The sequence below is a fragment of the Tidjanibacter massiliensis genome (genome assembly GCF_900104605.1).
Lineage (GTDB): Bacteria > Bacteroidota > Bacteroidia > Bacteroidales > Rikenellaceae > Tidjanibacter > Tidjanibacter inops.
The window spans coordinates 552,613-578,392 of record NZ_LT629960.1; the positions used below are offsets into that span (position 1 = coordinate 552,613).

The 25,780-nt window shown below is 49.4% G+C and carries 18 protein-coding genes, 1 tRNA gene and 2 pseudogenes; 10 read left to right on the plus strand and 11 right to left on the minus strand.

All coding sequences use genetic code 11. The features are described from left to right. Positions 1-71 precede the first annotated feature (71 nt). The 7 genes and pseudogenes from BQ5361_RS10510 to BQ5361_RS03340 all read right to left on the minus strand — a co-directional run bounded on the left by BQ5361_RS10510 (position 72) and on the right by BQ5361_RS03340 (position 10,781). On the minus strand, positions 72-1,766 hold the full coding sequence (locus tag BQ5361_RS10510) for a hypothetical protein (protein ID WP_143047483.1): 1,695 nt from the start codon (positions 1,764-1,766) through the stop codon (positions 72-74). Between the two features lie 343 nt (positions 1,767-2,109). Further along, the gene (locus BQ5361_RS03305; RefSeq protein WP_071424924.1) at positions 2,110-2,763 is read right to left on the minus strand and encodes a hypothetical protein; all 654 of its coding nucleotides are present in this window, start codon (positions 2,761-2,763) and stop codon (positions 2,110-2,112) included. Positions 2,764-2,781: 18 nt separating this feature from the next. Then, positions 2,782-4,314 carry a hypothetical protein gene (locus BQ5361_RS03310; RefSeq protein ID WP_143047484.1) on the minus strand — a complete coding sequence of 511 codons (1,533 nt, stop codon included), beginning with the start codon at positions 4,312-4,314 and terminating at the stop codon, positions 2,782-2,784. 636 nt (positions 4,315-4,950) lie between these two features. Continuing rightward, positions 4,951-5,139 (minus strand): hypothetical protein, encoded by a 189-nt coding sequence (locus tag BQ5361_RS03320; protein ID WP_071424926.1) that lies wholly within the window; start codon positions 5,137-5,139, stop codon positions 4,951-4,953. Next, a pseudogene (locus tag BQ5361_RS03325) lies at positions 5,124-5,636 on the minus strand (plasmid mobilization protein). Before BQ5361_RS03325 ends, BQ5361_RS03320 begins: the two are co-directional and overlap by 16 nt. Positions 5,637-6,376: 740 nt before the next feature. Then, the gene (locus BQ5361_RS03335; protein WP_071424928.1) at positions 6,377-9,634 is read right to left on the minus strand and encodes a P-loop NTPase fold protein; all 3,258 of its coding nucleotides are present in this window, start codon (positions 9,632-9,634) and stop codon (positions 6,377-6,379) included. A gap of 16 nt (positions 9,635-9,650) precedes the next feature. Then, positions 9,651-10,781: an ATP-binding protein gene (locus BQ5361_RS03340; protein ID WP_071424929.1), complete on the minus strand. Its 1,131-nt coding sequence runs from the start codon at positions 10,779-10,781 to the stop codon at positions 9,651-9,653. Between the two features lie 1,188 nt (positions 10,782-11,969). Between BQ5361_RS03340 and BQ5361_RS10800 the strand changes: the two genes are divergently transcribed. The 9 genes and pseudogenes from BQ5361_RS10800 (at position 11,970) to BQ5361_RS03385 (ending at position 19,330) form a co-directional block, all read left to right on the plus strand. Continuing rightward, a complete protein-coding gene (locus BQ5361_RS10800) occupies positions 11,970-12,116 on the plus strand; it encodes a hypothetical protein (protein ID WP_022062690.1) in 147 nt (48 codons plus the stop codon). Between the two features lie 6 nt (positions 12,117-12,122). Beyond that, complete coding sequence (locus BQ5361_RS10805; protein ID WP_257587967.1) at positions 12,123-12,257, plus strand: helix-turn-helix domain-containing protein; 135 nt, start codon at positions 12,123-12,125, stop codon at positions 12,255-12,257. Between the two features lie 6 nt (positions 12,258-12,263). Beyond that, entirely contained in the window at positions 12,264-12,593 is a 330-nt protein-coding gene (locus BQ5361_RS03355) for a helix-turn-helix domain-containing protein (RefSeq protein WP_071424931.1), read from the plus strand. A 459-nt stretch (positions 12,594-13,052) separates the two neighbouring features. Beyond that, the gene (locus BQ5361_RS10520) at positions 13,053-13,532 is read left to right on the plus strand and encodes a hypothetical protein (RefSeq protein ID WP_143047485.1); all 480 of its coding nucleotides are present in this window, start codon (positions 13,053-13,055) and stop codon (positions 13,530-13,532) included. 16 nt (positions 13,533-13,548) lie between these two features. Continuing rightward, entirely contained in the window at positions 13,549-13,983 is a 435-nt protein-coding gene (locus BQ5361_RS03365) for a hypothetical protein (protein ID WP_143047486.1), read from the plus strand. Positions 13,984-14,476: 493 nt separating this feature from the next. Beyond that, positions 14,477-15,355: pseudogene (locus BQ5361_RS03370) on the plus strand (fimbrial protein); the annotation flags it as partial. 93 nt (positions 15,356-15,448) lie between these two features. Continuing rightward, the gene (locus BQ5361_RS03375; RefSeq protein WP_035473323.1) at positions 15,449-16,384 is read left to right on the plus strand and encodes a FimB/Mfa2 family fimbrial subunit; all 936 of its coding nucleotides are present in this window, start codon (positions 15,449-15,451) and stop codon (positions 16,382-16,384) included. A 12-nt stretch (positions 16,385-16,396) separates the two neighbouring features. Then, a complete protein-coding gene (locus BQ5361_RS03380; RefSeq protein ID WP_257526537.1) occupies positions 16,397-18,658 on the plus strand; it encodes a hypothetical protein in 2,262 nt (753 codons plus the stop codon). A 72-nt stretch (positions 18,659-18,730) separates the two neighbouring features. After that, the gene (locus tag BQ5361_RS03385; RefSeq protein ID WP_022063025.1) at positions 18,731-19,330 is read left to right on the plus strand and encodes a DUF3575 domain-containing protein; all 600 of its coding nucleotides are present in this window, start codon (positions 18,731-18,733) and stop codon (positions 19,328-19,330) included. Between the two features lie 110 nt (positions 19,331-19,440). On the opposite strand, the gene BQ5361_RS03390 is transcribed toward BQ5361_RS03385, so the two are convergent. From BQ5361_RS03390 to BQ5361_RS03405, 4 genes are all read right to left on the minus strand, one after another. Next, positions 19,441-20,721, minus strand: a complete 1,281-nt coding sequence (locus tag BQ5361_RS03390; protein WP_035473146.1) for a metal-dependent hydrolase family protein — start codon at positions 20,719-20,721, stop codon at positions 19,441-19,443. A 479-nt stretch (positions 20,722-21,200) separates the two neighbouring features. Next, positions 21,201-21,273, minus strand: a tRNA-Phe gene (locus tag BQ5361_RS03395). Positions 21,274-21,474: 201 nt separating this feature from the next. Then, entirely contained in the window at positions 21,475-23,322 is a 1,848-nt protein-coding gene (locus BQ5361_RS03400; protein WP_035473148.1) for a heavy metal translocating P-type ATPase, read from the minus strand. 65 nt (positions 23,323-23,387) lie between these two features. Then, complete coding sequence (locus tag BQ5361_RS03405) at positions 23,388-23,822, minus strand: Fur family transcriptional regulator (protein WP_035473327.1); 435 nt, start codon at positions 23,820-23,822, stop codon at positions 23,388-23,390. 370 nt (positions 23,823-24,192) lie between these two features. Between BQ5361_RS03405 and BQ5361_RS03410 the strand changes: the two genes are divergently transcribed. Continuing rightward, on the plus strand, positions 24,193-25,767 hold the full coding sequence (locus tag BQ5361_RS03410; protein WP_022063029.1) for an NAD+ synthase: 1,575 nt from the start codon (positions 24,193-24,195) through the stop codon (positions 25,765-25,767). Positions 25,768-25,780 lie beyond the last annotated feature (13 nt).

Sequence of the window (25,780 nt, forward strand, 5' to 3'; positions counted from 1 at the left end):
GCATACAAATATAAAAAATAGTAAAAAAATACCCCGACATTTAGTCGGGGTATGATGAATTTATCTTCACATTAGTCAATGATTATCGGGGGAAGTTCTATCAATGACAAAGGATAATGCTTTCTAAAAATTTTTTCGATGGCTTTCGCCTTATCCGGATAAGTGGTCATCATTTTATTCAACAATAATTCCATTGTTGTAACATCGGCAGTGAGACAATTGAATAATTGTCTTGGAGTTAATATATCATAATAGGCAAGCTCCCAAAATATCTGCGGTTTGAACCAGTATTTCATTTCTTCACTGTTTGGATAATTCTCATTCGGACTTCCATATTGATAATACTGAAAGAACCATCGTCCGGAAAAGTGGCCCCAGATTTCACCCACACCGCATCGGCCGTTATTGGCAGTAAGTCTGTCTCCATAAGTAGCCAGACCATCATTCCAGCAATTCAAAATATACTGAATGTATTGCTGCCAGTAAGAGGGGCCGGCTTGCCGGAAATGACTTGCATGGGACAATTCGTGAACAGTGGTAGTGAATATCCTTTCATAATTATTCGATGCGGTTCCGATAAAAATGTCCGGTAAAAGCTTCGCAACAAGATTGATGTCGATTTTTAGTTTGACTTTCAACCAATCAAGCAGTTTAGACATATCGACATTATAAGCGCCCCCGACTTCCGACAACATAGGTGCACTTCCGTAAGATTCGTTTTCCAAACAATAGATGCGTAAAAACGGCTGCGGGGGCATTGCATAACTTCGAGATACACATTCTTCAAAATAAGCACTCGCAGCATTATTGACCACACCCCAATCCCATGCCTGAGAGTTCGAAAACAAACAAACGCTATAGCCATAACGGGTTTGATAGCGCATATTATGTTGCGCAGGCAGAACCGGCCCCCAATTACCATAGACATTAAACTTGTATTGGCCATTCTCAAAAGAGAGATAATATTGTGGATTGCACTGATACGGGCGGGGAATTCTGTAACGGCCATCTCGGTCCGTATAGGTCGATGAAAAATTAAGTCCCCATCGGGTAGTGACTTGAACATAGCGTAAGCCGACCATCTGCTGTTTGTTTTCGTCCCATATACTGATGCGACCGACCGGATTAACTGGGGTATCGAAAAGTCCGGCAGGTGTCGGATTTGCAGCCGGAACCATATCTCCGTAGCCGCAACGTTGAAAAGCGAGACACTCCAAATCCGAATCATAAGGCTGGCTTACAAGCTGGCCTTTTTCATTGATGAAATTGGGAATATACACAGGTTCCAAGATTTCATAACGAATGTGGCCAGGAAACTGGAAATCAACTCCGACAGTCGTATAAAGCCAGGTAATTTGACCTTCCGGAATCTCGGGGTCCTGATAATAATCGCCGATAACCTCCAGTTCGTAATCCAGCGGATGGTCGAACAGCGTCAGGGAGCGTTGATTTTCCAAATATGCCACGTCCTCCATATTCTGCGGTAGAAATCTGACATATAAAGCATTGGCCTTAATAGAAGCTCCGGCAAACTCACTGCGCGTACTCGACAGACTGGTTAAAGAGCTGCTCATGTTGGATAAGGAATAGGGATTATTCAGTTTCTCCCCCAAAATGGTTTTGCGGCCGCGATTGGAACCTCCGATAAGTTTCAATTCCGGTTTCGGCGTATTGTCGTCGGCGATTTCAGGTACCGTATCCATATCTTTGGAACAACCGACGAGCATTGCCGCTAATAAAGCGCACAGGCATAGAATCTTTTTCATAATCGCATTTTTTAAGTTGGATAATTACAGTTAAGTAAAAATGAAACCTCCTTTCTGCGGTTAATTATGTGCGTGCGTTATAAAAATAACAATTAAAATTGAAAAACCAAAATATATCGTAATTTTTTAGATAATTCGCAGTAAAGTAAATTGTTCTTAAGATTCTTTTGATGTAGGAATCGGGGCCGACCTGTTCTGTCATGATTTTTCGTTTGCTATATGTTTTATGAATATACGGGGCTTGTTTTCGGCTGTCAGTATTTTTTGGGAATCGTTACGGCCATGACATAAAAATAGAGCCGCAATAGCTATTGCGGCTCTATTCGTTCAGAGAATCCGGGAGTTACCTTTCACCGCTTCCGTAATTGGCCATACGTTCGTCGTACATGGCTTTGGCCCGGTCGTAATCTTCGTCGGTGAAGATATAGACCCAGCGCAGACGACGGTCGGTGAATTTTTCGAAGATCCATTCGTTCTCGTCGCCAATCGTCCCCGCAAAATCATCCTCGGAAGGGAACAGATAGCGTTCGGATACCGTATGAAAGAAGTCTGCCTCTATAGGATCAGACACAATCTTGTCATAGATAACACGTATTGACCGAATATCGTCGAACGACTCGATAGGGCCATCCCGATAAGTGCCGAAAACTTCCTGTCCGAAATTATCGGTATATTTTGTTCCCGGTCGTAAAAACTCACCTATATTTTTCCATTTTGAAGAAACCGCTACGGTCAGGGTATGGCTGCTCTTATTGCACAGGCAAAAATAGTTGTAGTAACATTGAGAAAATTCGGAGTCCGGGTGTTCATCAGGAATCATATCCTCCATACTTCCCCAGGGTCCTACTTCCCTGAATCCGGCTGTCGGGTCCACATACTCCGGCTCCTCCGGTGCGGGAGGGTCCGAAGGAAGGACCGATACCGAATCCTTGTCGCTGCCGCATCCCGCCATACGGCAGCAGGCGAGCAGCAGCACTGTGTAATAAAGCCATTTCATAATCGCAGCGTATTTAAGTTAGTTACTTAACTGGTTGTAAGTGCGGAAAAGCGTCGTCACGTCCGCATTGGTAAACCCGAAATCGTTTGCGAGCGGCAGCAGGTTCGTGCGGACATTCGATATAGTCGCCGATTCGAATGCGATATTCTGCACATCGCCATAACTCGACAAGTAGATGTTGTCGTTGGGGATGTAGTTGTTGAACGAGATGATACCCGGAGCCAGTTGGTTGTATCCGTCGTGAAGGTCGATGAACAACGGTGTTTCGGTCTTATGCCCGTTATTCACGCTCCATCCCTGAATGTTCCAGCCGTCCGGTTTGGGACCGTTCGAATCGTAAGTATGCAGCTTGTCCAATACATCGAGCCGGGCGTATTCGTAATCCGTGAAGAACCAGCGGGTGTACATCGCAAAACTATCCTTAACAGCAGTGAGGCAATTGTTATAATCAGTACGATGCGCCCGGTAATAGGCAGCCTGTCCGATACCGTAATTGGTGATGCCGATAATTTCCTGGCAGGGTCTGCCGCCGCAGTAGATGTTGATATAAGGTACGGTACCGGTTATCTCACTCGTTTTTCCGTTGTCGGAATTACTTTTATCAAAATATTTTATGGTCAATTTTGTATCGAACGTCAAGCCGGCCATCTGCGCCGCATTGATGCCGCGCAGGATATTGACGGCGTAGTACGCATCGTTGGCCCCCAGAGCGAACATCGGCACGCATCTCCAAACGGTACCGGGATGTTGCGTCGGGCCGTTGATGACCATCGTTTGGCCGTTGGAGTTCTTGATGCTCCAGGTATCCGTATCGAACGTGATGCGGAAAGTGACCAGAGTTTCCCATATCGTTCTTTTGGTCCTGAAGCCCCCATACATGTCGGTATAAACGGTTTCCGTCTTCGGGAAAGAGATTCCGTTGCTCTGTTCGGTGACGAATACCGGAACGCCCTGCACGCCGACTTCTCGCCCGGCGATGTTGTCGTAAACACGGACGCTGCCGTGGGGGACGGCTTCATTCGCCTCGGTACGGGTGCGGTAAGGCTCGTTCAGCTCCTCGGCCCGTGCGACTATCTGTCGCGCCAGCGCCGCATCCTCGATTCCCGAATTGTCCGCATACGGCGTGTAATAGCTCTTGAGCACCTCGTATTCGACGGCGGGCAGCGTCATATCGCTGCGAACCAGCGCATAGAGTTTGCCGACACCCTCGCACGGCGGCTGTACCGCATAAGCGGCTCCTTGCGGAAGTTCCGGAACCTCGAATACATCGAAAGGCAGGCACTCGAACTGAGGCGCAGCCAGCAGCCGGTCATACTCTTCGAGGGTCGCCGGGGCGAATTCGACGTACAGGTGGGTGGGCTGCAGCTCGGTCATCGGTGCGCGGGTGCCCGCCACCTCGGAGACGACTTGCTGCATGAACTCCAGTTCATAGGGAGTTCCGTCTTTGGGCATGATGTTTCGGGAGGCATACTCCCGCTCTTCGATAGAATCTACCGAACAGCCCGCCAATACCATTGCACATGCCGTTGCCATAAAGAATAACTTTTTCATCTCAGTGTAATTTTAAGGTTAATGATGTGGCGGAGCGCTCTCCGCCGTTGGCTTCCGATATTGATAATCTTGTGGTATTGCACGCTGCAAATCCATCAGATCACCATGATACCGGGCCCGTCATAACCTTAAAATTCCACACACTGAAAATATCCGTTCCGATAATCCGCCGTATCGTCGCGATGCGGTTGTATATCCTATTTCAAATATATGTAGATTTTATCATTAAAACAAGGCAAAAGTAAAATAATTATCATTCGACGGCGGACAGAATACACACAAAACCGGGACGCCTCGGACAAAATGTCTGCGGCGTCCCGGTTCGATTGTGTCTGGCCCGTCTGTAGTTTTAGAACGGGCTTTCGGCAGGCCGGTAATTTTTGCCGAGTGTTTCGCGTATCCCCGTTTCGGGATAGAGGAATACCCGCCCGCTGATGACGGTATAGGGAATCTGCCTCGTGTCGCGCAGGGTCTGCAATGTTCCGGGGGGGGGATATGCAGGTATCCGCACACCTCCTCCCCGGTCAGGCAGCGTTCTCCCAAGACCGAGGGGCGGTAGCTGTCCAGCGTCCGGCATCCGTATTTTTGCGGCCTACACGAGAGTGCCGAACGGTTGTCATCTTCTGCGCCTTTATATCATTTCGTATTCTTCATGAGGATTGGGTACCGCAGTTCCGCGAGCGCACGAAAGTCAATCTTCCCGTCCAGCGGCACTACCGGGAGTTTGTGACAGCACAGTACGCCGGCCGTTTCTTTATCGACTTTCAGCTTGTTGTACTCCAGCACGCCGACGATATTTTTGCCGTAAGTTATTCTTGCGACCATTCTTCACGCATTTGTTTTGCCAGCGCTTCGATACGTAAGCTGAGTGCCTTCAGTTGGCGCGTATAGCCGATAAGAATCCCGATCTGTGTGAGGATAGCGCGGTCGGAATAGCGGGTATTTACCTGCCGGACGACCTGGTTATAGTTGTTCCCGAGCTTGGAAAATTGTCAGTAAAAATCGTTCAGCCGGGCGATGAATTGGGCTTTCGAGGTATCGACTTTATAGACTTTCAGCTCTCAGCCGAAGAGCCGTGAAAGGATGAATCGGGAGACGTTCTCGGTACAATCGGCTTCTTCAAGCATCTTGCGGAAACGGATTTCCTGTTTATCGTTCAGCAGAAAGTTGTAACGGTGTGTTTTGGGGTCGGCAGCTTTAGGCCGTCCGCTTTTCTTGTGTACCATAATGATAGTTGAAAGGGTTTGCGACTTGGGAGCGAACCATAGCCCGACAGCCGAAGGCCGCCGGGCCTTTTCGTATGCGGGAAACATTTTCCGCATACGAAAAGATACCTTGCTCTCGGCTCTTGCCGAGAAAACCGCTCCGCGTGCGGAGCGGCCTTCGATGCCGGGAAACTACCGGTTCGTCCGACGGTGCAATGTTACGAAAGAATCCATAACGGCACAATGACCCGAAACGGCCTGCGGATGCCTGTGAGTGTCGTATTCCCGAAACGGAATCCGAGAAGATTTTCAAGTAGTCTCTTTGTCTGCAAATGAATGACCGCAGGCTTTGCAATCGTGCATTCACTGAATGAGTGAACTCACTGTAATCACCGGCAGAATGAAATCTATAATGATAGAAGGGTTGGTGATATGATACTTATTATTTGTCGAAAAAAGAGTATTTACAAATCGCAAAAGGCTCTGGGGACCGGAAAAGAATTTATACTATTTAGATAAAATATTCCAACAAAATTATATCTATATAGAGAATAAAACTATTAAAGGCGAGGAGCACGATTTGAAACATAATTTATAAAAATCTGTGTTATTGACTTATATATAAAAGATCTTAGTCAACTCTATTTTCAAATAATTTATCTCGCCAATATTCAACACCGTCTTTTGGTACGGCAATCCATAATAGTTTCTTTGGGCGCATGCAAGCTACATAGACGATCGGAGCTTTTCATTATTTTGAATATTTTGTTGTGCTGGGTCTCAAGAAGACAAGGCATTTAATGTCAACCCAACTGCCCTTACCGCAAGAAAAAGCAATCGGGTTTGCTATGTAAATATTATTTTTCAGTCATCGATTCTACCCCTATGCCTTTTAGAAACTCTATGAGTTTTGTATCTTCTGTTTCTCTCTGAATCCATTGTTGACAAATTTGTTTCAGATCAAAAGAATCATCGCCTCCTTGATTTATCAAAGTAATATAAAATTTATCATTCTCCAAAACCAAGGTTCTACAAGCTGGTTCAGTTATTACTGGCTTTATAATTTTATCTACTACTTCTCCTGCTCGACTTGATAGATTACCATGTAACCTAAACCAAGGCTCGAAAAATTGGAATTTTGCTGCATTAATAGTTTTTGTTCCATTGCAAAATTCATTTCTTATATTTGTTATTGTCGATTTAATTTTTCGTTTGTCCAATCTTGCAATTATATTCTTAAAGCAATCAGGCAAAGAGCTAAGATTCTGAGCCCCAGAAGCAATATCTATTAGAATCTTTTTACCAAATTCTGTCAGGTTATCTGGCAGAGATGTGATTTTTTCCAATAAATGTTTTGTTGCTACAAACCAATAATATGATGTATAGGCTGTTCTTTGTGCATACAACGTATCAATGCTTATTTCAGACAAAGCCTCAATTGCTATGTTATTGATATGCTCAGTAAGTGCATTGCTTATCTGAGTGGTCACATCATAGAAAGATGCATCGGGAATGATATCTTCTATATTGTTTATAGTAATGTTCTGATCCAAATCATTATTCCAATCAGCCAGATGTTCAATAAATGCTTCATCTGTTACACCTATTCTGTTCTTAATATTTTCAAATTGAGGTAATATGTCTGAAATCAACAATTTATCTCCCAGTTTATTGTTTACCGCATATTGTAGTGTTTCATTTAATAATGGTATGTCCCATTCCACACTGTTTATCAGTAAATCGCCATGATCTATATAATAGTCCATAATTTCAGCGACATATTTTACATCGCAACCCTTTATTAAAGAAACATCACGACCATGCGCCAATTGCATGGCGACCAAATCGTAATACCCTGATTCTTGAATGTTGCTGCCATCGGCCTCCACCTCCGAATGTAATTGATTTACAAAACTCGAATCTAATGTTGCAGACAAGGGTCGCTCCTCGTCAGATGCCAATAAGCGATAAGATGCAAATATAGCCCCTACGTTATCTTTGTTTATATTCTTCGTTATAATGCAATTCGTGATTGTTTGTAAAAGCGTTGTAAATGTATATGCAGAATTATCCTTTAACGCTTTTACAATATCGGCATGTCTGAAATTGTTAGGCAATAATTCGGACAGATAGGTATCAAGAGCTTCTGGATTTGTTTTAATTTGATAATATTCATAAGCATTTGCAGGCGCATTATTTCGAGGGAAAACATCTGTTTTATTCGCAACTTGAATATAGTCGATAAATATTTTAGGTTCAACTTCTTTTGCATCAATCAATGATACAAAATCACACGACAACTCATTTTGCGCAATAAACCACTCTATTTCATCTAACGCTTGGAAATAATCCGCTCCATTAAACTCCTGAAATCTAAATATTTTCTTATATAGTTGAGCAATCACATGGTTTTGACTTTCCGTGTCTAAATGCAATAGCAATTCTTGGTATTCGACAGAAAATACTTGTTTTTCAATAGGCTCTTTTAATTTTGATAGTGCTAATCTTTGCCATATATGCAGGATAACATCGCTCTTTCGAGTTAATTTATGCAAACAATGTATAATCTTATTGATAAGCGCATTGTCCATCCCCTTTGTAACTTCATCTAACACAATGTCGAATTGCTTATTGGACTCTGCATATTGATTTATATCATGGTATTCTTCTTCATTGATGCAGCCTTCGATATATTTTTTCAATGGAATTTGTCGAGCGTGTTCAACATCTACGCCATACACCAAAGCTGCGATTTCTCGTTGAGTTTGCAGATCATTAGATATTATTGCTTTGATACCGTTCAGGTAATCGCCAGATAATATTTGCTCTACCGGATTTTCAAGAATTTTTGTTTTCTTCAAACAAAATAAAGCAATATTTATCATAGAAATGGCGTCTCCCCACTCCTGTTTGAGTGCAACCATCTCATTTATAAATGAAATTATTTCACGGATATTGGCATTAGGATTAGTTAACCTGAATATCCGATTTATAGTTTCAGCAGCATCACTGTTTTCTCCAAATGCGTCAACGAAAAATGTATCCACAATGTTTCGATAATCTGTAATTACAGGAGGAGCAACGCGATAGATAATAGGAAAGGTTTTATTGATAAAGTATCTGGTCAGTTGTTTCGTTTGTTCATTGGATTCATCCCCGAATGCACAAGCCAAATGTGTTTCATCGAAAGGAATAACAGCCCAAATATTCTCAAAACCGCTATCGGCAAAGAACGTATGAATAGAAGACCATAATTCTTTTACTTTTTCAGCCGGCAGACGATCCATATTATCGAAAACCAGAACTAATTTTTGTTGACCTTCTTTTTTGATAAAATCAGAAATATCCTGCATCCATGCTTTGAATTCACAAACAGTCGGTTCATCCTCACTCAAAGTCTCATAGCATACATCATTCTCGATTTTATCTTGATAAATAGCTAATAAATAACTCCATCCATATTTTTGTGGGTCTTTACGATGCTTTCGCCACCAAATACATGACGCAACAATAACTGGCAGTGCAGCTATCATAATAGATAATAAAGAGAACCACCATGTTGAAGGTGTAGGTTTTATTGCGTATGCAATAAATGTAAATATCGGTGTCAGAACTGCAACTAAAAATGCTGCGACCATACCATTGCTGATGAGAGGATATTTTTCGGTTACAGTTTCAGTCTTACGGGCTAATAAATATTTCAACTTTTCAGCCCATGATACGGTTTTCTCACCTCCTCCCTTGACTTTTATAGTCGTATCTCCGGATAAGATACCATCATTAATAAGTTTGCTTGTCAGCAATTCCAATATAGATCGACGTTGCAAGTCTTCTTGATGTCCCCATGCGTCATATTCAAAAAAATAATAATTGTCTGATAATTCTTTTTCCAATATCTTGACAACATTAGACTTGCCGGAACCCCAAATACCTTCAATTCCTATAATTCGAGGTAAAGCGTTATCGTCATTCAAGGAATCATTTTGACGAAAGTGGCGAGCAATAGTTTTTGCTAACCGTTCTTGCGAACCTCCATCTAATTTATCAATGCCGCACGGTTTATTTTGAATAAACCGCGGATATTGAATCTGTTGGGGTTGTAATTTAGTTTTCATATATGTAATTTATTGATTACACGAACTCCAAATAGTTATCCCGATTCACGACATGAAACTCAGCATGGGGATATGCTTCTTGAAACACTTTCGGGGCATTGGGCATCTTATTGCCCCATTTGAACTCCAAGGCGGTCAGATTATCCGTATTCTCTTCGATAAGATCAATCTCTTGCTTATCGTAAGTACGCCAAAAATAGAACTCCTTATGCAGCCCTTCATTAAAATTCGCTTTGCGTCTTTCCCCAATGATATAGTTTTCCCACAATGCCCCGACATCCTGCCGAATAGCCAGAGGCGAAAATGCTCCGATAATCGCATTGCGGATACCGTTGTCGTAGAAATACCATTTCCCGGCCTTTGTAACCTCCTTGCGGAGATTCCGCGAGTAGGCTCCCAAACGATAGACGACAAAGACTTTCTCCAACAAGTCGAGGTATTTTTCAACTGTTGTTTTGCTCATACCGAGCTGTTTGCCCAACTCCTCGTAAGAGACCTCGCTTCCCAGCTGAAAGGCGATAAGCCGCAACAAATCGCGCATCTTGCTCGAGTTTTTCAGCCCGTCAATCGCCAGAATATCTTTCAAAAGATACGCACCGACAATATCGCGCAGATAGTCGGTCTTACGCTCATAGTTATCCATCATCACCACCTCCGGATAGGAGCCGTAAATCAAGCGAGCTTCGAGATTCTGACGGGTTTCGAGAGCCGTTTCCGTTTGCGCGATTTCGCGCTGCGAAAATGGCGTAAGTACAAATTGCGTACTGCGGCCGACCAACGGCTCGCCCGTCTTGTTCAACAGGTCGAATGACGATGAACCGCTTGCCAATACGCTTACACCCGGTAATTCATCTACGATCAGTTTCAAAATACTGCCGATTTGAGGAATGTTCTGCGCCTCGTCAATAGCGAGCAAGTCGATACCTTCCAGTACATGCCGATAGTTGGCCACAGTACGATTTTCCAACAAGGCCAGTGTGTCGTAATCTTCGCCATTCAGCATCATTGTCCGTCCCGGATAACCGTCCACGATTTGACGCATCATCACCGTTTTTCCTACACGACGAGCGCCGAAAATCAATACGGCCTTACCCGGTGCGATACGGTTGCTTATTTTATCTTGCAGTATTCTTTTTATAGTTTCCATACAATGTCTTTCTTTTTTTACAAAGATAGTCTTTATTTCCGGCAATGGCAATTTTTACATTAAAAACGTATTGCAAAATGGCGAATTTACCAAAGTTCGGCTATCTATAAAACGCCTTAAAGTACCTCGAAGTGCTGGAACGTGACACCAAAATACAAGGCATCCTTTCTGTATTGGAGCATGTGTATATCCTGTAATTTAAAACTTTGTGATTATCACAATACCGATGTTCCGGACTATCTGGAATACAAAATATTTCTATTAGCCCCGAATGAATGATGAATAAATATATAATTAAATGTATTGCTGCGTTACAATTCCCATCTGTCCCCGAGCCCCAACCGCATGGAAAGGGCGGTCGGTGCCGGGGCCGACCGGATAAAGAATACCTGCACATTCTCTCCTTGCTGCCGGTAGCGACCAGCAACCGTTTTATCGGGAGAGCGGGCAAGGCCGCATCCATCCCTCCATGCGCTCGTATAGCCTTGCCCGCTCTCCTGATAAAACGCACCTTTGCGAACGGCAGGAAGGGGAGCCCTACCGCTAACCCAAAGCCGAACGACAAGTCAGCGGGTAACGGGCCGAAGCAACAGACCGGGAATTTCGGAATCGGGGATTCGACTCGGGAGAATCCGACCGTTCCCGCAGTATCGCTGCGGGAACGCTTTCGGGCGGCCGGATTTATTTCGGGCGGCCGAAAGTACCCCTTGCTGTTGCTGTAAAGCAACAAAAAATAATGATACAAAACTCTGGCTATGGCAGCTATATCATTTATCCGGGACGGGCAGTTGCTTCTGGAATGATTAAGCCATGCGTTGGCCGTGTCTTTTAATTTTTTGCACTTCAACGATTAGCTAAATAAGCAGATATCAAGCTTAATACCTGTCAAGAAAACTACAAAGCTATTTCGGAGTGAGCCGATTTATTTAGGGAAGCGCCTCGGCACATATAGAAGCGTGCCTTATTAAGGATTTACATTTCCTCCAGAAGTCTATCCGGCCGGCTTGCGCCAACACGAGCCACCGATACGCCATCTTCCATACACTGCGTTATTCCGTCCTATCTTTGTATCTTTCAAAGTGCCCGAGGGTGCCTTCGGGGGCCAAGGACAGGAATGAAGATACGAAATAGCGGCCTATAACGTATCTTGTCCGAAAAATCGAGTATTTTAATAAATTATCTTGTCGTATGCATTACTTATTGATTGAAGAGAAGGCGTGGACAGAGTTGGTAGCCCACACCGAACGGATGGCAGATAAAATAATGCGGTTGGAGAAGCAACTGTGTTTGCCGTCCTCGGCCGAATGGATAGACAGCAGCGACGTATGTCAGTGACTCGGCATATCCAAACGGACCTTGCAATATTACCGGGAAAGAGGAAAGATTCCTTATACGAACATCGGGAAGAAATGTTATTATAAAACAGAAGACATCAGAGCGCTCCTCGAAAAAGGATCGACTGGCAAAAACAAGTAACAGGACATGAACGATGAAACCATCAAAATACAAGTTGGCGATACGATCGACCGGAATACTCCGGACTATATGTCGTGTATTGCTATGCTCGAACAGGCGGAACATACAGCCGACCGCATTCGAACGACCGTGAAGCCGTCTCTTTTTACGGAACGATATTTCACATCGGCAGAGGTAATGAGATATTTGCATATCTCCCGTCGTGCCTTGCAGAATTACCGCGATAACGGGGAAATACCTTATACCTCTATTGGAGGAATATTGCTATACCCCGAAACCAAATTGAACGAAATATTAGAGAAAAATTACAGAAACTTTAAGCCGTCCATGACATAAATTGAAAGGAAAGTTTTGAGTATTAGGAGATATTCACTATCTTTGTATGCGCATAGAGAAGCAAAGGCGGATCGCTCGATCACTGTGAATCAGTGACCCGAAAACCGAAAGAATCGCCACAACATATTGATACATAGCGATAACGAATCGAAAGTTCGAGTCTCGTTTTCCGCTCAGAATCAAAGAGGACAATCGAATGGTTGTCCTCTTCTCTTTTTAATAAGATACAGCTTGCACGAGCGACCCTAAGCCCTCCCCCTTCAGAGGGCGGTATGCATGAATACTTGTCTTGTGGCTGCCTCGAATCCCTAAATGCGGAGAGGCTCAGCGGAACCGGCCGGACTGTAATCAGCCTTTTGGTATTAGGAAGGTTATTGTTAAATTTGTTTCAATGGAAGTGCCCCTGTTTATTGGTCGTGTCCTTTACACGGGCATTTGAAAAACTTAAACTCTATGCCTATGAAAACCTTCACTCGAATTTTGTTGCTGTGCCTATTTCCCGTATTGGCTACTACCAGTTGCGAAAAAGAGGTGATTACCCGGTATGAACGGTCCGGACGTCACGAATATAAATTCATCAATGACTCCTCGAAAGATGTATTCGTTATTTATACATCCAACTCTAACGGTATGGTACGAGAAGATGGTTTTATGATAGCGAAGGGAACTTCTCACTCTGTTTATATGTTTGTGGGTGGTTATGATAGTCCTTTTTGTCTTTGGTCAGGTTATTTCTCTGATATGGATGCGATGTTTATCTACAACGATGAGGTATATATAGAATACTTTTCTTCTTACCCGAGTCCCTATTTCGATGCTTTTTACGATTCGGTCTATACTGAAAACCATATTACTTACCATGTCTATACCATTACGGACGATTTCTTCAAAGATGGGCGGCCGGTAGAAGAACTCGGAGACGGAATTATAATCGGATAACGTAAAACTTCGACCTATGAAAAAAATATATGCGATAGGTATGTTATGCGTATTGGCAGCAAGCTGCCTTTCATGTCGCAAACAGGTAGAGCGAATCGAATATTTACCGAACTATCATCAGATGTATCTGTTTCAGAACAAGAGTTCCAGCGACTATGTTCTGTTCCGGATTTACTCTTCTGGGCCGGGCGGTAGGGCTGAAGACGGTTTTTTCGTAGGGAAAGGCTATAAGGATGACTCCTATCACAATGTTTACTCGTTCGACGGCGCGAATCCGTTCTACCTGCTGCCGGATGCGACCGAGAATTATACGACCATATCCAACGGCAAGGTATATGTCGTCCAGCGTCCCGGCGATGCGGGAAGCGTGTACGACGATGCGTTTTGGGAAGAAGCGCATTATCGGTTCGTCGTAACGGATAAACTGTTCGAGAACGGCATGCCCCTATAAAACCGAGAGGAAAGCAAACAATCAAGGGAAAGGTTCTGCATCTTTCCCTTGATTGTTTAACAGAGGCATGGTAGTGGCTGCCGTATGCGGTGGTGATGCGGGGAGAAATCGATACGGGACGGAGGAAGTTGGTGATGAGATGGTTGGCCTGTCGGCGGCGGGGGCTTTCCCTTTCGGTGTAAAAATATTTTTCAAAAACGGCGAATAATGTTTGGTTTTTGCATGACCTGTAGGTAGACCGAAACAGTCTTACGATATTAAGTTTCGGTTTTGTATTATTTTATAAATAAGATAGCTGATTATGAAAACGAACAGTTTTATTGGAAGGACAGGTCTCTGGGCGGTAGGCTTGTGCCTGCTGGGATGGGCCGCTTTGGCGGTGTCCTGTACCGGTATGGGTCGGGAGGAACTCACACAAGGGGAGAATGCTTCTCTTACCGTAACCCTGAGCGGGTAGGTTCCCGTAAGCAAAGCGGTCGGCTCGCCCGACGATGCGGAGGCCGTCAAGGAAGCAGAAAACAAGCTGCATAACGTGACGGTATTCGTCTTCAATTCCAACGGTACGTTGGACAAGAAACATACGTTTGCTCCGAATCAGATTTCGGAAACCATCACCGGTCTGGTTGCGGGGACCAAAAAGGTGGTCGTGGTGGCGAATGTACCGTCAGCGATTACATTTCCGGACAGCATCAATTACGGTTGGTTTGAAGATGCCGGTAATGTGATTGACCTCGACACACAGGCTACGACCGCCGACGGATTGTTCATGAGCGGGGAAGATACGGTTGTGCTGTCGGCCAATACCGTCTCCGAAGCGACCATTCCGATTAGCAGGGTTGTAGCCAAAGTGAAATTGGGAACGCTTACGATAGCGCCCGAAGCAGGCCATGATGCAGCTAAATTCGCGTTGACCAAGGTCATGGTCATGAAAGCCCGCAGTTCCGTCAAGATGGGGCTGCCTTCGGTGGATTATACGCCGAATGCCTTTTATGGAGGTATGCAGGGCGATAAGAGTACAGTGAAAACTTATCTAGCGGAAACCATCTCTACCGGCGATTATGCCAATCGTTATTTTTACGTATTGCCGAGCGATAACGGCGACGGCAATACCACGCTGATAACTTTGGCGGGAACCTATGACGGCCAGCCGGTCTATTTTCCGTTCCGTATTAACGATACGGTGGGTAGCGACGGTGCCACCAGCGACGGAACCTTTATCCGCCGCAACAGCGTGTATGTGGTGAATGTGACACTCAAGCGGCTGGGCAGCGGCAGCGACAATCCCGAAGTACCGGCCGACCCTGCTTCGCTGACCGTTACCGTCGAACCTCAGGAGTGGGCGACGGATTTGATTCAGAATGTAGAATGGTAGCAGGGCGGAAAAGCCGCACCCGTAATCCGGCAGGAACTGCTGAGGCAGCTCCTGCCGGAGGGTCTGCGGCATGCTTTGCAGAAGTATCCGGTCGTGAACAGGTCGATACATATCATACAGTTGTTTGGAGGCGGTGTACTGCTCCTCCTGTTGACGGGGTGTATCCGTGAGAATCGGGATAACTGTCCTCCGGAGACGGCGGTGCGTTCGGTCGTCCTGAAGGTCATGGATACCGTGACCGGTCGCGATATTACGGAGAACGGAGAGGCCGGCGGTGCCGAACTCTATCTGTTTGCGCCGACCGGGGAGTATACGGGACATGTTTCCGTTACGAGCGATGAAATCATGCACCGCATTCCCGTTATGCTTCCCGAGCGGAATCTGGCCGGCTGTCGTATTTCGGCATGGACGAATGTGGGGGCGGGGCAGCAGTTCCATATTCCGGACGACGGCAGCCGGCTCGAAAATCGGGCAGTTTCGCTGTTTATGGAGGACGATACGTATCACGGCGTGCCGGACAACCTGTTTTTCGGACAGTTGCAGCTTGCGTCGGCAGGAACCGGTATGCCGGAAGAGGTGACCGTCGTGCGCAAGAATGCCCAGATGCACATTACGGTCAGGGGACTGGACGACGGAGTGCCGGAAGAGCGTTATTATTTTACCGTTCAGGCGCCCAACGACGGGTATGATTTCAACGGGAAGCCGATGGCCGGTACGGCAACTGTCCGAAGGGCCGGAACATTCGGTCCGAACGGCGATTTTGCGACCGTAGGGACATTCAATATGATTCATACCGATACTCCGGACGATGCCGAAACGGGCGTCGGAGTAAGTCTTTATGAAAGGATGACCGTCCGGTCGGCAGATCGGTTGGTCGCGGCGGTTACGACCGATGATGACGGGATGCCCATTTCGCTGCCTGCCGGACAGACGGTCAATCTGTTGATAGATGTCGGACAGGAGGCGGGAATTTCCGTCCGTATGAAAATCACACCTTGGAACGAAGTCTATCAATGGGAAATTTGGTAATTGGGAAACGATATGAATACGAATAGAGATATGTCCGGAAGTTGCGGTAGAGGCAGATTCCGTCCGGGCGGTTGGCGGACATTGCTGCTGTCGCTCTGCCTGCTCGCCGTGGCGTGTGCCGAGCCGTCGGCGGATGGTTTCGGCGGAACAGCCGGTGACGAAGCGGTGGTACGTCTGACAATCAGTCTGCCGCAGGCAGAGCTGCCGGTCGGCAGGGAAAGGGCGGCTACCCGGTCGGAGGAGGCGGAGAACCTTATCTCGACGGTGCGGGTTCTCGTTTTTGAGGAAGTGGACGGCCGGTATCTGTACCGGTATATGTCCGAAGGAGAACGTTTGCAGGTTACCGGTAGTACGACTTCGTTCGAAGCCAAGTTGACGGGGACGGACAAGACGGTCAAATTGTTGATTGCCGGCAATTACGGCGATGCTTTTGCGAATTATGCTCCGGCTGCGGGCAGCGATGAGGCGACGGTGCGTTCCGGGTTGGGATGTTCTTTTGCGGGGCTGACGGGGAACCTGCCGATGTACGGGGAGGTAACGCTTCCCAACGGCTTGGTGCCCGGTGTGGAAAACCGTTTCGATATCCGTATGCTGCGGGCTGTTGCCCGTGTGGATGTGGAGAAGGAACTGGATGCTGATTCCCGTTCTTTCCGGATAGCGAGCGTAGCCGTCTACCGGCCCAATGACCGGATTCAAATTGCCCCTAATCGGCTCGCATCTGCCGATACGCCGCAGGTGACGGAACCTTCCGTGCCACCCGGTGCGGGCAAGTCGCCGGTTCCGGTCGGGGTGGCGGCAGCTGAGGCCGACCCGTCGGCTGTCGGCGGGATTTACGTGCCGGAGGCTGCCGGCGAAACCGATGCGGCAGCCCAGTTGTCGGATGCCACCTGCATCGTGGTGGGAGGCTATTACGATGGGGCGTCGGAGCTGTCATATTACAGAATCGACTTCAATCCCGGTGTGGAAGGTCATCCTTTCGGACAGGTATTGAGAAATCATAAATATGTTTTTCGGATTAAGAAGGTGACCGGAACGGGCTGGAGTGATGCCGCTTCGGCAGCGGAGAATCGTGCTACGAGTATCGTGGCCCAGGTAGAGGCGTGGGAGGATTTCACGACCGAAATGTATTTTGACGGAGACAATTATCTCGGTGTGTCATCCCGGACCCTGACGCTCGGTTACGTAGCCGGCAAGAGCGGACGGGTGGATGTACAGGCTACCGTACCCTATACCATCCAATGGCTTGATGCGTCGGGCGTTCCGACGGGTACGGCAGTGACCGGAGTCGGAACTACACTGACCGGTAACAGTAACTTTACGGTGTCGATAGGCCGCGATGCCGGCGCGGACGATGCGGTTTCGTATCTTTTGTTCACGGCTTCGCAAGACAACCGAACGGACCGGAACGTCGTGTCGCGGCTGCGCGTCAGCGGAGGACGGTGGACGTTCGATATTACCGTGACGCAGGAGAATCCGAGCCTGTATAAAGACCGAATCATCCGGGTGCTGTCGGTGCATGAAATAGGTTCGCTCGGTACGGGAACGCCCTCTTCCGCCAGCGGTATGGCATTGCGCCGCATACTGGACAATACCAAGAATTTTTCGCCCACCGGTACGGTCGTGGTGGGAGGCTTCGCCTTTACGGAGGTCTCCAATGTGGAGATGCAGGCGGTCAGCACGGGGGTGTTGGAGATATTCAACAGTGTCAAACGAATCATCAATGCACAGGATGTCATCTATCTGACCTATAATACGGCCATATCGGACGAGTTGGCGCAGGCGGTACTCGCATGGTTGCGGGCCGATACCGGCCGTGTGCTTATCGTCGGCACGGATACCGAAGCGACCAATGCGAAACTGCGGCAGTATCTGACTTCGGACGGGACATGGAAATATTACTATCAGAATAATATCGGCGGTAATTTCAAGCGGGCGGCGCAGACCGATGCCAACAGACGCTTCTTTACGACGCCGTTCGGTCAGGTGGCCGAGAACGCGGTGGTTTCACGGGCGGACAACTATGCCGCCTACTGTTCCGATTATCCTTCGGCCGTGACGCCCCTGCTGGTCAGCACGGCTGCCGGACAGGAGAAGACGCTCTCTGTCGGTGTCAATCAGACATCCCGAATCGTTTACCTCGGCGATGCCAATCTGAACCAGAACGGCAGTCTCAGCACCCAGGCGAATGCAACCGGTACGGTGACGACGGATTTCGACCGGCTGACGGCCAATCTTTGGGCGTGGATAGTGGAACAGGTGTGTCAGAACGGATGATGCGACCTGCGGCTGTGCGTCGGTTCTCCGGGACGGCTGACCGGGGGAACGTTATAAAATTCAGACAATAAAATGAAAAGAGTAGTCATATACGGGATTCTATGCCTCCTCGGCTTTGCGGCCGTGCCGCATGGCGAGCTCGGTGCCCAGACGGTACGGGGAGCGGAACGGGAGATGCCTCGTCTCACGGTGAAGACCAATGCGCTTTACTGGGCGACGGCATCCTTCAATGCGGGACTCGAAGTCGGGTTGGACCGGCGTATTACGTTGGAGGTGACGGGCGGGTATAATCCCTGGACTTATGCGGACAATCGGAAGTTCAAGTTCTGGATGGTTCAGCCCGAGGTTCGGTTCTGGCCCTATCGTCGGTTTTCCGGGCACTTTATCGGTGCCAACTTCATCTATTCCGACTTTAATGCCGGAGGTATCGAGTGGCTGGGAATGGGGACGCGGCGTTACGAAGGTTCGCTGTTCGGAGTGGGACTTTCGTACGGGTATATGTGGAGTATCGGAAAGCGTTGGCATGTGGAGGCCACGATAGGAGTGGGGTATGTCAGTCTGGAGTACGACGAATACGTTTGGAAGCAGTGCGGTCGTTTCCTCGGCCACGGCCGGAACAGTTATCTGGGACCTACCAAAATCGGCGTATCTTTCAGTTATACCATTATGTAGATGTCCGTCGTTTTCGGCGGAGAGGCCGTGCGGATAAACGGCTGCGGGAGGTGAATTGTTCACCTCCCGCAATTTACGGCCGGCGTATGCCGGCGTGCCCGTGCTGCATATCATGCGCTCTCCTGTGTCCCGAGCGTGTTTTTCACGATGCTGCCATCTTTGACGATTACCTTGAACGCGGGCTCGGGATGTTCTATCAGGCTGATGTCTTCGAGCGGATTGCCGTCTATCACCAGCATATCGGCGAAGGCGCCCTCCTCGATGACGCCGAGCGTACCCGGATAGGGATTCCGCGCTCCCGACATTCCCAGCAGTTGGGCGTTGTCGTGCGTCACCATTTTTAGAATCTCGAAATTGCTGAACCACTTTTGGAGTTTGACGATGCCATGATTCTGGTTTTTCGTATTTTTAGGATTGAAAAGCAGGTCGGTACCCCAGGCGAGCTTGACACGGTATTGTTTCGCCAGGTTGTAGGTACGGTCTGTACCTTCGGTGATTTGGACATGTTTGGCCTGTTGAACGGGGGAGGGGTACGTGTTGTCTTCGAGAGCGAATGCCTGCATGCTCAGCCATGCACCGCTCTCCGCCAGCAGCGCCATGGTCGCTTCGTCTATGAGGTGTCCGTGTTCGATACTTTTCACTCCTGCTTTCAGCGCACGGGCTATTCCGCGCGGATTGTATACATGTACCATGACATAGGTGCCCCAATCTTCGGCGGCCCGAACGGCCGCCTGCAGCTCTTCGTCAAAAAATTCGGTCACGTCCAGCGGGTCGTACAGCGATGCGGCACCTCCGCCGGCCATGAGTTTTATCTGCGAGGCCCCTTTTTTCAGGTTCTCCCGGACAGCGGCCGTTACCGCGACGGGGCCGTCGACTACTCTGGATGCGCCGAGTTCTTCGACGTGTGCCAGACCGCAGCAACAGTCGCCGTGCGCCTGTTCGTAGACCGGACTGAAATCGCCGTGTCCCGAGGTTTGGGAAATCATGGCACCGCTCGGATAGATGCGCGGGCCTTCCAGAACGCCGTTGTCTATGGCGCGTTTCAATCCGAAGACGGGGCCGCCCGCATCGCGTATGGTCGTGAATCCTCTTAGCAGGGTGGCGGTCGCTTCCCGTCCGGCTACGAGGTAGGTGTAGGAAGGTTCTCCGGCCAGCAGGTCGGCCATCGTGTTGCAGCATAGATAGGCATGCCAGTGCGCGTCGATAAGGCCCGGCATAAGGAATTTTCCGGTACCGTCTATAACAGTGGCTCCGGCGGTCGTTTCCGGCGGCAGGGGCTGTGCCGAAATCTTGTCGATGAGATTGTTTTCAATCAGGATGTTGCCTTTGACGGTTTCGGGGTCTTTCCCGTTGAATATTTCCGCATTTTCTATTACTATTTTCGTGTCCATATGATTGTGTTTTTAATGTTTCTCGGTTGTCCGGTATTTGGAGCCGTGGCCATGCGGGTACAGAGCTGATGCTCGGGTCGGCCGATATGCCCGTATGATATTGATTGCATATTCCGTGCCTTTCGTTCGGGACAGAATATGGTTCGGAGGCTTTGCGATACGCAGAGTTCGGACCGGCTGCATAGGGCCCGGATACCTTGCGGATGCCCCGTTATACACAGGGTGAGAATTTTCTATAACATGAACGTGCCCGGACGGCGGCCTGAGCGGCTATGCGGGGGACTATCCCTTTTTGTTGGTAGGTCGCTTCCTGCGATGGTGTGCGGGTAGTGTGCTTGAAACGATGCTTGCCGTACTTCGGCAGAAAGAGGGGCGGCCGACGGTGCATAAGAAGGGCTGTTGCCGTATCTTGCCGGCATCAATTTGTACAGACAGTAACAGAAAAGGGAGTCGCAACAAATGCAACTCCCTTATTCAAGTGGTGCCACCAGGAATCGAACCGGGGACACAAGGATTTTCAGTCCTTTGCTCTACCATCTGAGCTATGGCACCGTGCGGTTATTAACCTTAAGCGGGTGCAAAGATAAGTAGAAAAATCAATTCTCCAAATTGCCGCGGCAGAAATTTTACGATATCGGATGTTCCGGATATGGTACGGCTTCTGCGCCTGCCGTAGGGGACAGGAACGGAGGTTCGCTCCCCGAACGTTGGCAGCATACGGCGGATACCGTTTTATCGGTATCCGCCGTGGGATTATTCGGAGCGCATCGCCCGCAGGGAATTCAGGACTGCCAGTACCGTAACGCCCACATCGGCGAAGACGGCTTCCCACATGTTGGCGATACCGAAGGCGCCTAACAGCAGCATGGCGGCTTTTATCCCGATGGCGAATACGATGTTCTGCATGACGATGCGCATCGTCCGGCGGGACAGGGCGACGGCTTCGGCTATCCGGAGCGGATTGTCGTCCATCAGTACGACGTCTGCCGCTTCTATCGCTGCGTCGCTTCCGGCCGCCCCCATGGCAATTCCCACGTCGGCCCGTTTCAGTACCGGTGCGTCGTTGATGCCGTCGCCCACGAAGGCGAGCCGGGCCGATTTGCTTTCCGACGCCGTCAGGGTATCCACGCGTCGTACTTTGTCCGCAGGCAGCAGGCCGGCATACAATTCGTCCATGCCGAGGTGGCGGGCCACCTCTTCGGCGACGTCGGGGCGGTCGCCTGTCAGCATGACCACCTTCTCTATGCCCTCGCTTTTCAGCCGGGCGATGGCTGCGGCCGACTGCGGTTTGACCGTATCGGAGATGACGATGTGTCCGGCGTAGCTGCCGTCCGTTGCCAGATGGATGATGGTCCCTTTGCATTCGCACGGTTTCGGAACCACGCCGGCACGGTGCATCAGTTTCTCGTTTCCGGCATATACTTCGTGTCCGTCTACCTTTGCTCGGATGCCTTCTCCGGCAAAGTTTTCCATATCCGATACCCGCGATTTATCGAGCGGCCGGGCATAGGCGCGTCGCAGCGAGGCTGCCACGGGATGGTCGGAGTAGCTTTCGGCCAGTGCGGCCGTTTCCAGCAATGCCGTCTCCGGAATGATTTCCGGGTGGACGGCCGTGACGGTGAAGCTGCCTTCGGTCAGCGTACCGGTCTTGTCGAAGACGACGGTACGGACACGGGCCAGTGTTTCCAGATGGTTGGACCCTTTTATGAGAATCCCTTTGCGGGATGCACCTCCTATGCCGGCGAAAAAGGTGAGCGGGATGGATACCACGAGGGCACAGGGACAGGAGATGACCAGAAAGATGAGAGCCCGGTTGAGCCATACGAGCCAATCCCCTCCAGCGAGCAGGGGTGGGACGACTGCCAGCAGAAGGGCGGCGATGACGACGGCGGGGGTGTAATAGCGGGCGAACCGGGTGATGAATTTCTCGGTGGCGGCCTTGCCCGTGTCTGCGTTCTCTACCAGGTCGAGGATGCGGGCTACCGTCGATTCGCCGTAAACGCCGGTCGTCCGTATCCGGAGCAGGCCGGTCATGTTGAGGCTGCCGCTGAGGACGATGTCGTGTTCGGTCACCTCCTTCGGCAGGCTTTCGCCCGTAAGGGCTGCGGTGTCGAGTGTGGATGAACCGGCTACGATGACGCCGTCCAGCGGAATCTTCTCGCCCGGCTTGGTGACGATGATGCTGCCGGCCGGGACATCATCCGGTGCTACCCGGTGCAGTTCTCCACGGGCATCTTCCAGATTGGCGTAGTCGGGACGGATATCCATCAGCGCTGCGATGGATTTGCGGCTCCGGACTACGGCCATATCCTGAAACAGCTCTCCGGTCTGATAGAACAGCATGACCGCGACCGCTTCCGGGTATTCGCCGATGGCAAATGCGCCGACGGTCGCGACCGACATCAGAAAGTTCTCGTCGAAGATTTTGCCGTGCAGGATGTTGCGGACTGCCCGGAAAAGGATGTCGGCACCGATGACGAGATAGGCTGCCGCGCACAGGGCGATGTGCAGGGCCGGCGACGGCAGCGGCAGCCAGGCGGTGCCGAGAAGCAGTGCGCTCGCTGCAATGCGCACTACGGTGTTTTTTTGTCCTTTGTTCATATGATTGCCGATTGTGTTTCTGTCGGCAAAGATAGGAGGGCCGGAGTGCAACCGGGTTGCAAATGTCACTCGTGCCGTTTCGCCCTGCATGATGCGCAGAGCCCTTTGAGCAGGTAGTCGATTTGTCGTACTTCGAACCCTGCGGGATAGCGTACGGCGGGGATATGCGTGTGGTCCAGACAGAAGGTCTTGTGGCAGGCTTCGCAGTAAAAGTGACAGTGCAGTTCCTCGATGCCGCAGATATGGTCGTTGCGGCAGATGCAGTATTTGGTGGAGCCGCTGCCGTCTTCGAGGAGATGCACCAGATGGTGTTCGGCGAACAGGGCCAGTGTTCTGAAAAGGGTGGATTTGTCCACGCTGTCCAGCACCTCTTCCAAATCGGCCATGCTGAACGTGTCGTGGAAACGGTTCATCGTTTTGTATATGAGTATCCTGACAGATGTGGGGCGGATACCGTGGCGGTTCAGTATCTCGTCGGGAGCTGTCTGTCTGTTGTCCATGGTATGGTTTGTTTCCGGCAAATTTGGCGAAAAATCCGTCATATTCTTCGTCCCGGCCGGTTTTTCGGGTTCGGTTGCAGTTTTCGCCGGGCCGGCGAGCGCAGGATATTGTAAAATACGGTTTCCTGCAACCGTTTGTCCTGTCCTGTTTTCGTCCTATTCCATTATCCGTCGGCCCTGACGGCGTATGGCGGGGAGTCCGCGGGCTATCCCGTTGCTCCCTTAACGGATTACATTTCAGGCGCATGAATCGTGTGTCGGCCTTTTCAGTCCGGATAACAGCTTCAATGTTAAAGAAAAAGATGCGCTTTCCGGTTCATCGTTACCGAAAAATCGTATATTTGTTGCTGGTTTTTTTAATGTCGGAAAAATGAGAATCGCAATTGCTCAGCTAAATTATACCATCGGAGCTTTCGAAAACAACAAACTCAAAATCATGGATGCCGTCCAGAGAGCCAAGGCCGACGGCGCCGACCTGGTGGTGTTCGCTGAACAGTCGATAAGCGGGGCGCCTGCCTACGATTTGCTGAACAAGGTGAATTTTCTTGACCTTTGCGAGGAGGCGCTTGTCGAGATAGCGGCCTGCTGCGACGGCATTTCGGCTCTGGTGGGGCTTCCCGTACAGGAGGGACGGTGGACGGTCAGTGCTGCGGCTTTCATCCAGAACCGCAAGATAGTCGGATATATTACGAGAAAGCATATCCTTCAGCGCGACGACGCCACGTTTCTTTATCCGGGCCGGGGGCGCGAATTCATACAGGTTGCCGGGCGGAAAATCGCTGTTGTGGTCGGAGAGGACATCATGCACCCGGACGAATGTTCCGGATGTGCGGATGCAGTGATAAATATCGGTTCGAGCAAATACGCGCGTCAGCGCATCGAAAAACGTTACGATTTTTTCGCCGGAATGGCTTACCGGCTGGGAACGGATGTGGTGTTCGTCAATCAGGTGGGAGCCAATACCGATGTGATATACGACGGCTCGTCGGCCGTTTTCAGTGCCGAAGGAAAACCGCTGGCCCTGCTTGCGGGTTTCGAGGAGGATTATCGGGTGGTGGAGCTCGGTGGCGTCCACGAACCCATGGAAGTGCCTTATCAGGATAAGACGCGGAACGTATATCGGGCCATCAAGCTCGGACTGGCCGATTTTTTCCGCAAAAACGGTTATTCCAGGGCTTGCCTCGGACTCTCCGGCGGTATCGATTCCGCCGTTGTCGCGGCGCTTGCGGTCGAAGTGCTCGGGGCGGAAAACGTCCGGGTGCTGCTTATGCCGTCGCAGTTTTCGAGCGACCATTCGGTGGAAGATGCCATGCAGATGGTACGCACGCTCGGTATGCAGTACGACATCGTTCCCATTACGGACATTTACCGCAGTGTGGTCGATAGCATGAATCCGGTGTTCGGCGAGGATACCGAGTTCGGGGTAACGGAGGAGAATATCCAGGCCCGTATCCGGGGCGTGCTGCTTATGGCCCTCTCCAACAAATTCGGACATATTTTGCTCAATACCTCGAACAAGAGCGAGTTGGCTCTGGGGTGGGGAACGCTTTACGGCGACCATACCGGGATGCTCAGCGTGATAGGCGACGTGTATAAGAGCGAGGTGTTCGATATCGCCCGCTATATCAACCGTAACGGGGAGGTGATTCCGGAGAACATTCTGCTCAAGGCGCCTTCCGCTGAACTGCGTCCCGAACAGAAGGATACAGACTACCTTCCGCCTTACGACATCACCGATTCGGTCATATACCGCATGATAGAGGAGGGCCAGTCGCGCGAAGAGATAATCAATGCGGGGTTCGATGCCGAAGTGGTGCATAAGATATATGCCATGATACTGCGCAACGAACAGAAAAGAAAACAGTTCTGCCCGACGCTGAGGGTTTCCACCTGTCCTTTCGGGGTACTCAGGGTGATGCCCATAACCAGTAAGTACGGGTTTTGACCGCACAGTCGGA

Excerpts from the sequence above, each read along its gene's own strand:
- BQ5361_RS10510 (WP_143047483.1), bottom strand. The coding sequence starts at position 1,766 with ATGAAAAAGATTCTATGCCTGTGCGCTTTATTAGCGGCAATGCTCGTC.
- BQ5361_RS03305 (WP_071424924.1), bottom strand. The coding sequence starts at position 2,763 with ATGAAATGGCTTTATTACACAGTGCTGCTGCTCGCCTGCTGCCGTATG.
- BQ5361_RS03310 (WP_143047484.1), bottom strand. The coding sequence starts at position 4,314 with ATGAAAAAGTTATTCTTTATGGCAACGGCATGTGCAATGGTATTGGCG.
- BQ5361_RS03320 (WP_071424926.1), bottom strand. The coding sequence starts at position 5,139 with ATGGTCGCAAGAATAACTTACGGCAAAAATATCGTCGGCGTGCTGGAG.
- BQ5361_RS03335 (WP_071424928.1), bottom strand. The coding sequence starts at position 9,634 with ATGAAAACTAAATTACAACCCCAACAGATTCAATATCCGCGGTTTATT.
- BQ5361_RS03340 (WP_071424929.1), bottom strand. The coding sequence starts at position 10,781 with ATGGAAACTATAAAAAGAATACTGCAAGATAAAATAAGCAACCGTATC.
- BQ5361_RS10800 (WP_022062690.1), top strand. The coding sequence starts at position 11,970 with ATGCATTACTTATTGATTGAAGAGAAGGCGTGGACAGAGTTGGTAGCC.
- BQ5361_RS03355 (WP_071424931.1), top strand. The coding sequence starts at position 12,264 with ATGAACGATGAAACCATCAAAATACAAGTTGGCGATACGATCGACCGG.
- BQ5361_RS10520 (WP_143047485.1), top strand. The coding sequence starts at position 13,053 with ATGAAAACCTTCACTCGAATTTTGTTGCTGTGCCTATTTCCCGTATTG.
- BQ5361_RS03365 (WP_143047486.1), top strand. The coding sequence starts at position 13,549 with ATGAAAAAAATATATGCGATAGGTATGTTATGCGTATTGGCAGCAAGC.
- BQ5361_RS03380 (WP_257526537.1), top strand. The coding sequence starts at position 16,397 with ATGAATACGAATAGAGATATGTCCGGAAGTTGCGGTAGAGGCAGATTC.
- BQ5361_RS03385 (WP_022063025.1), top strand. The coding sequence starts at position 18,731 with ATGAAAAGAGTAGTCATATACGGGATTCTATGCCTCCTCGGCTTTGCG.
- BQ5361_RS03390 (WP_035473146.1), bottom strand. The coding sequence starts at position 20,721 with ATGGACACGAAAATAGTAATAGAAAATGCGGAAATATTCAACGGGAAA.
- BQ5361_RS03400 (WP_035473148.1), bottom strand. The coding sequence starts at position 23,322 with ATGAACAAAGGACAAAAAAACACCGTAGTGCGCATTGCAGCGAGCGCA.
- BQ5361_RS03405 (WP_035473327.1), bottom strand. The coding sequence starts at position 23,822 with ATGGACAACAGACAGACAGCTCCCGACGAGATACTGAACCGCCACGGT.
- BQ5361_RS03410 (WP_022063029.1), top strand. The coding sequence starts at position 24,193 with ATGAGAATCGCAATTGCTCAGCTAAATTATACCATCGGAGCTTTCGAA.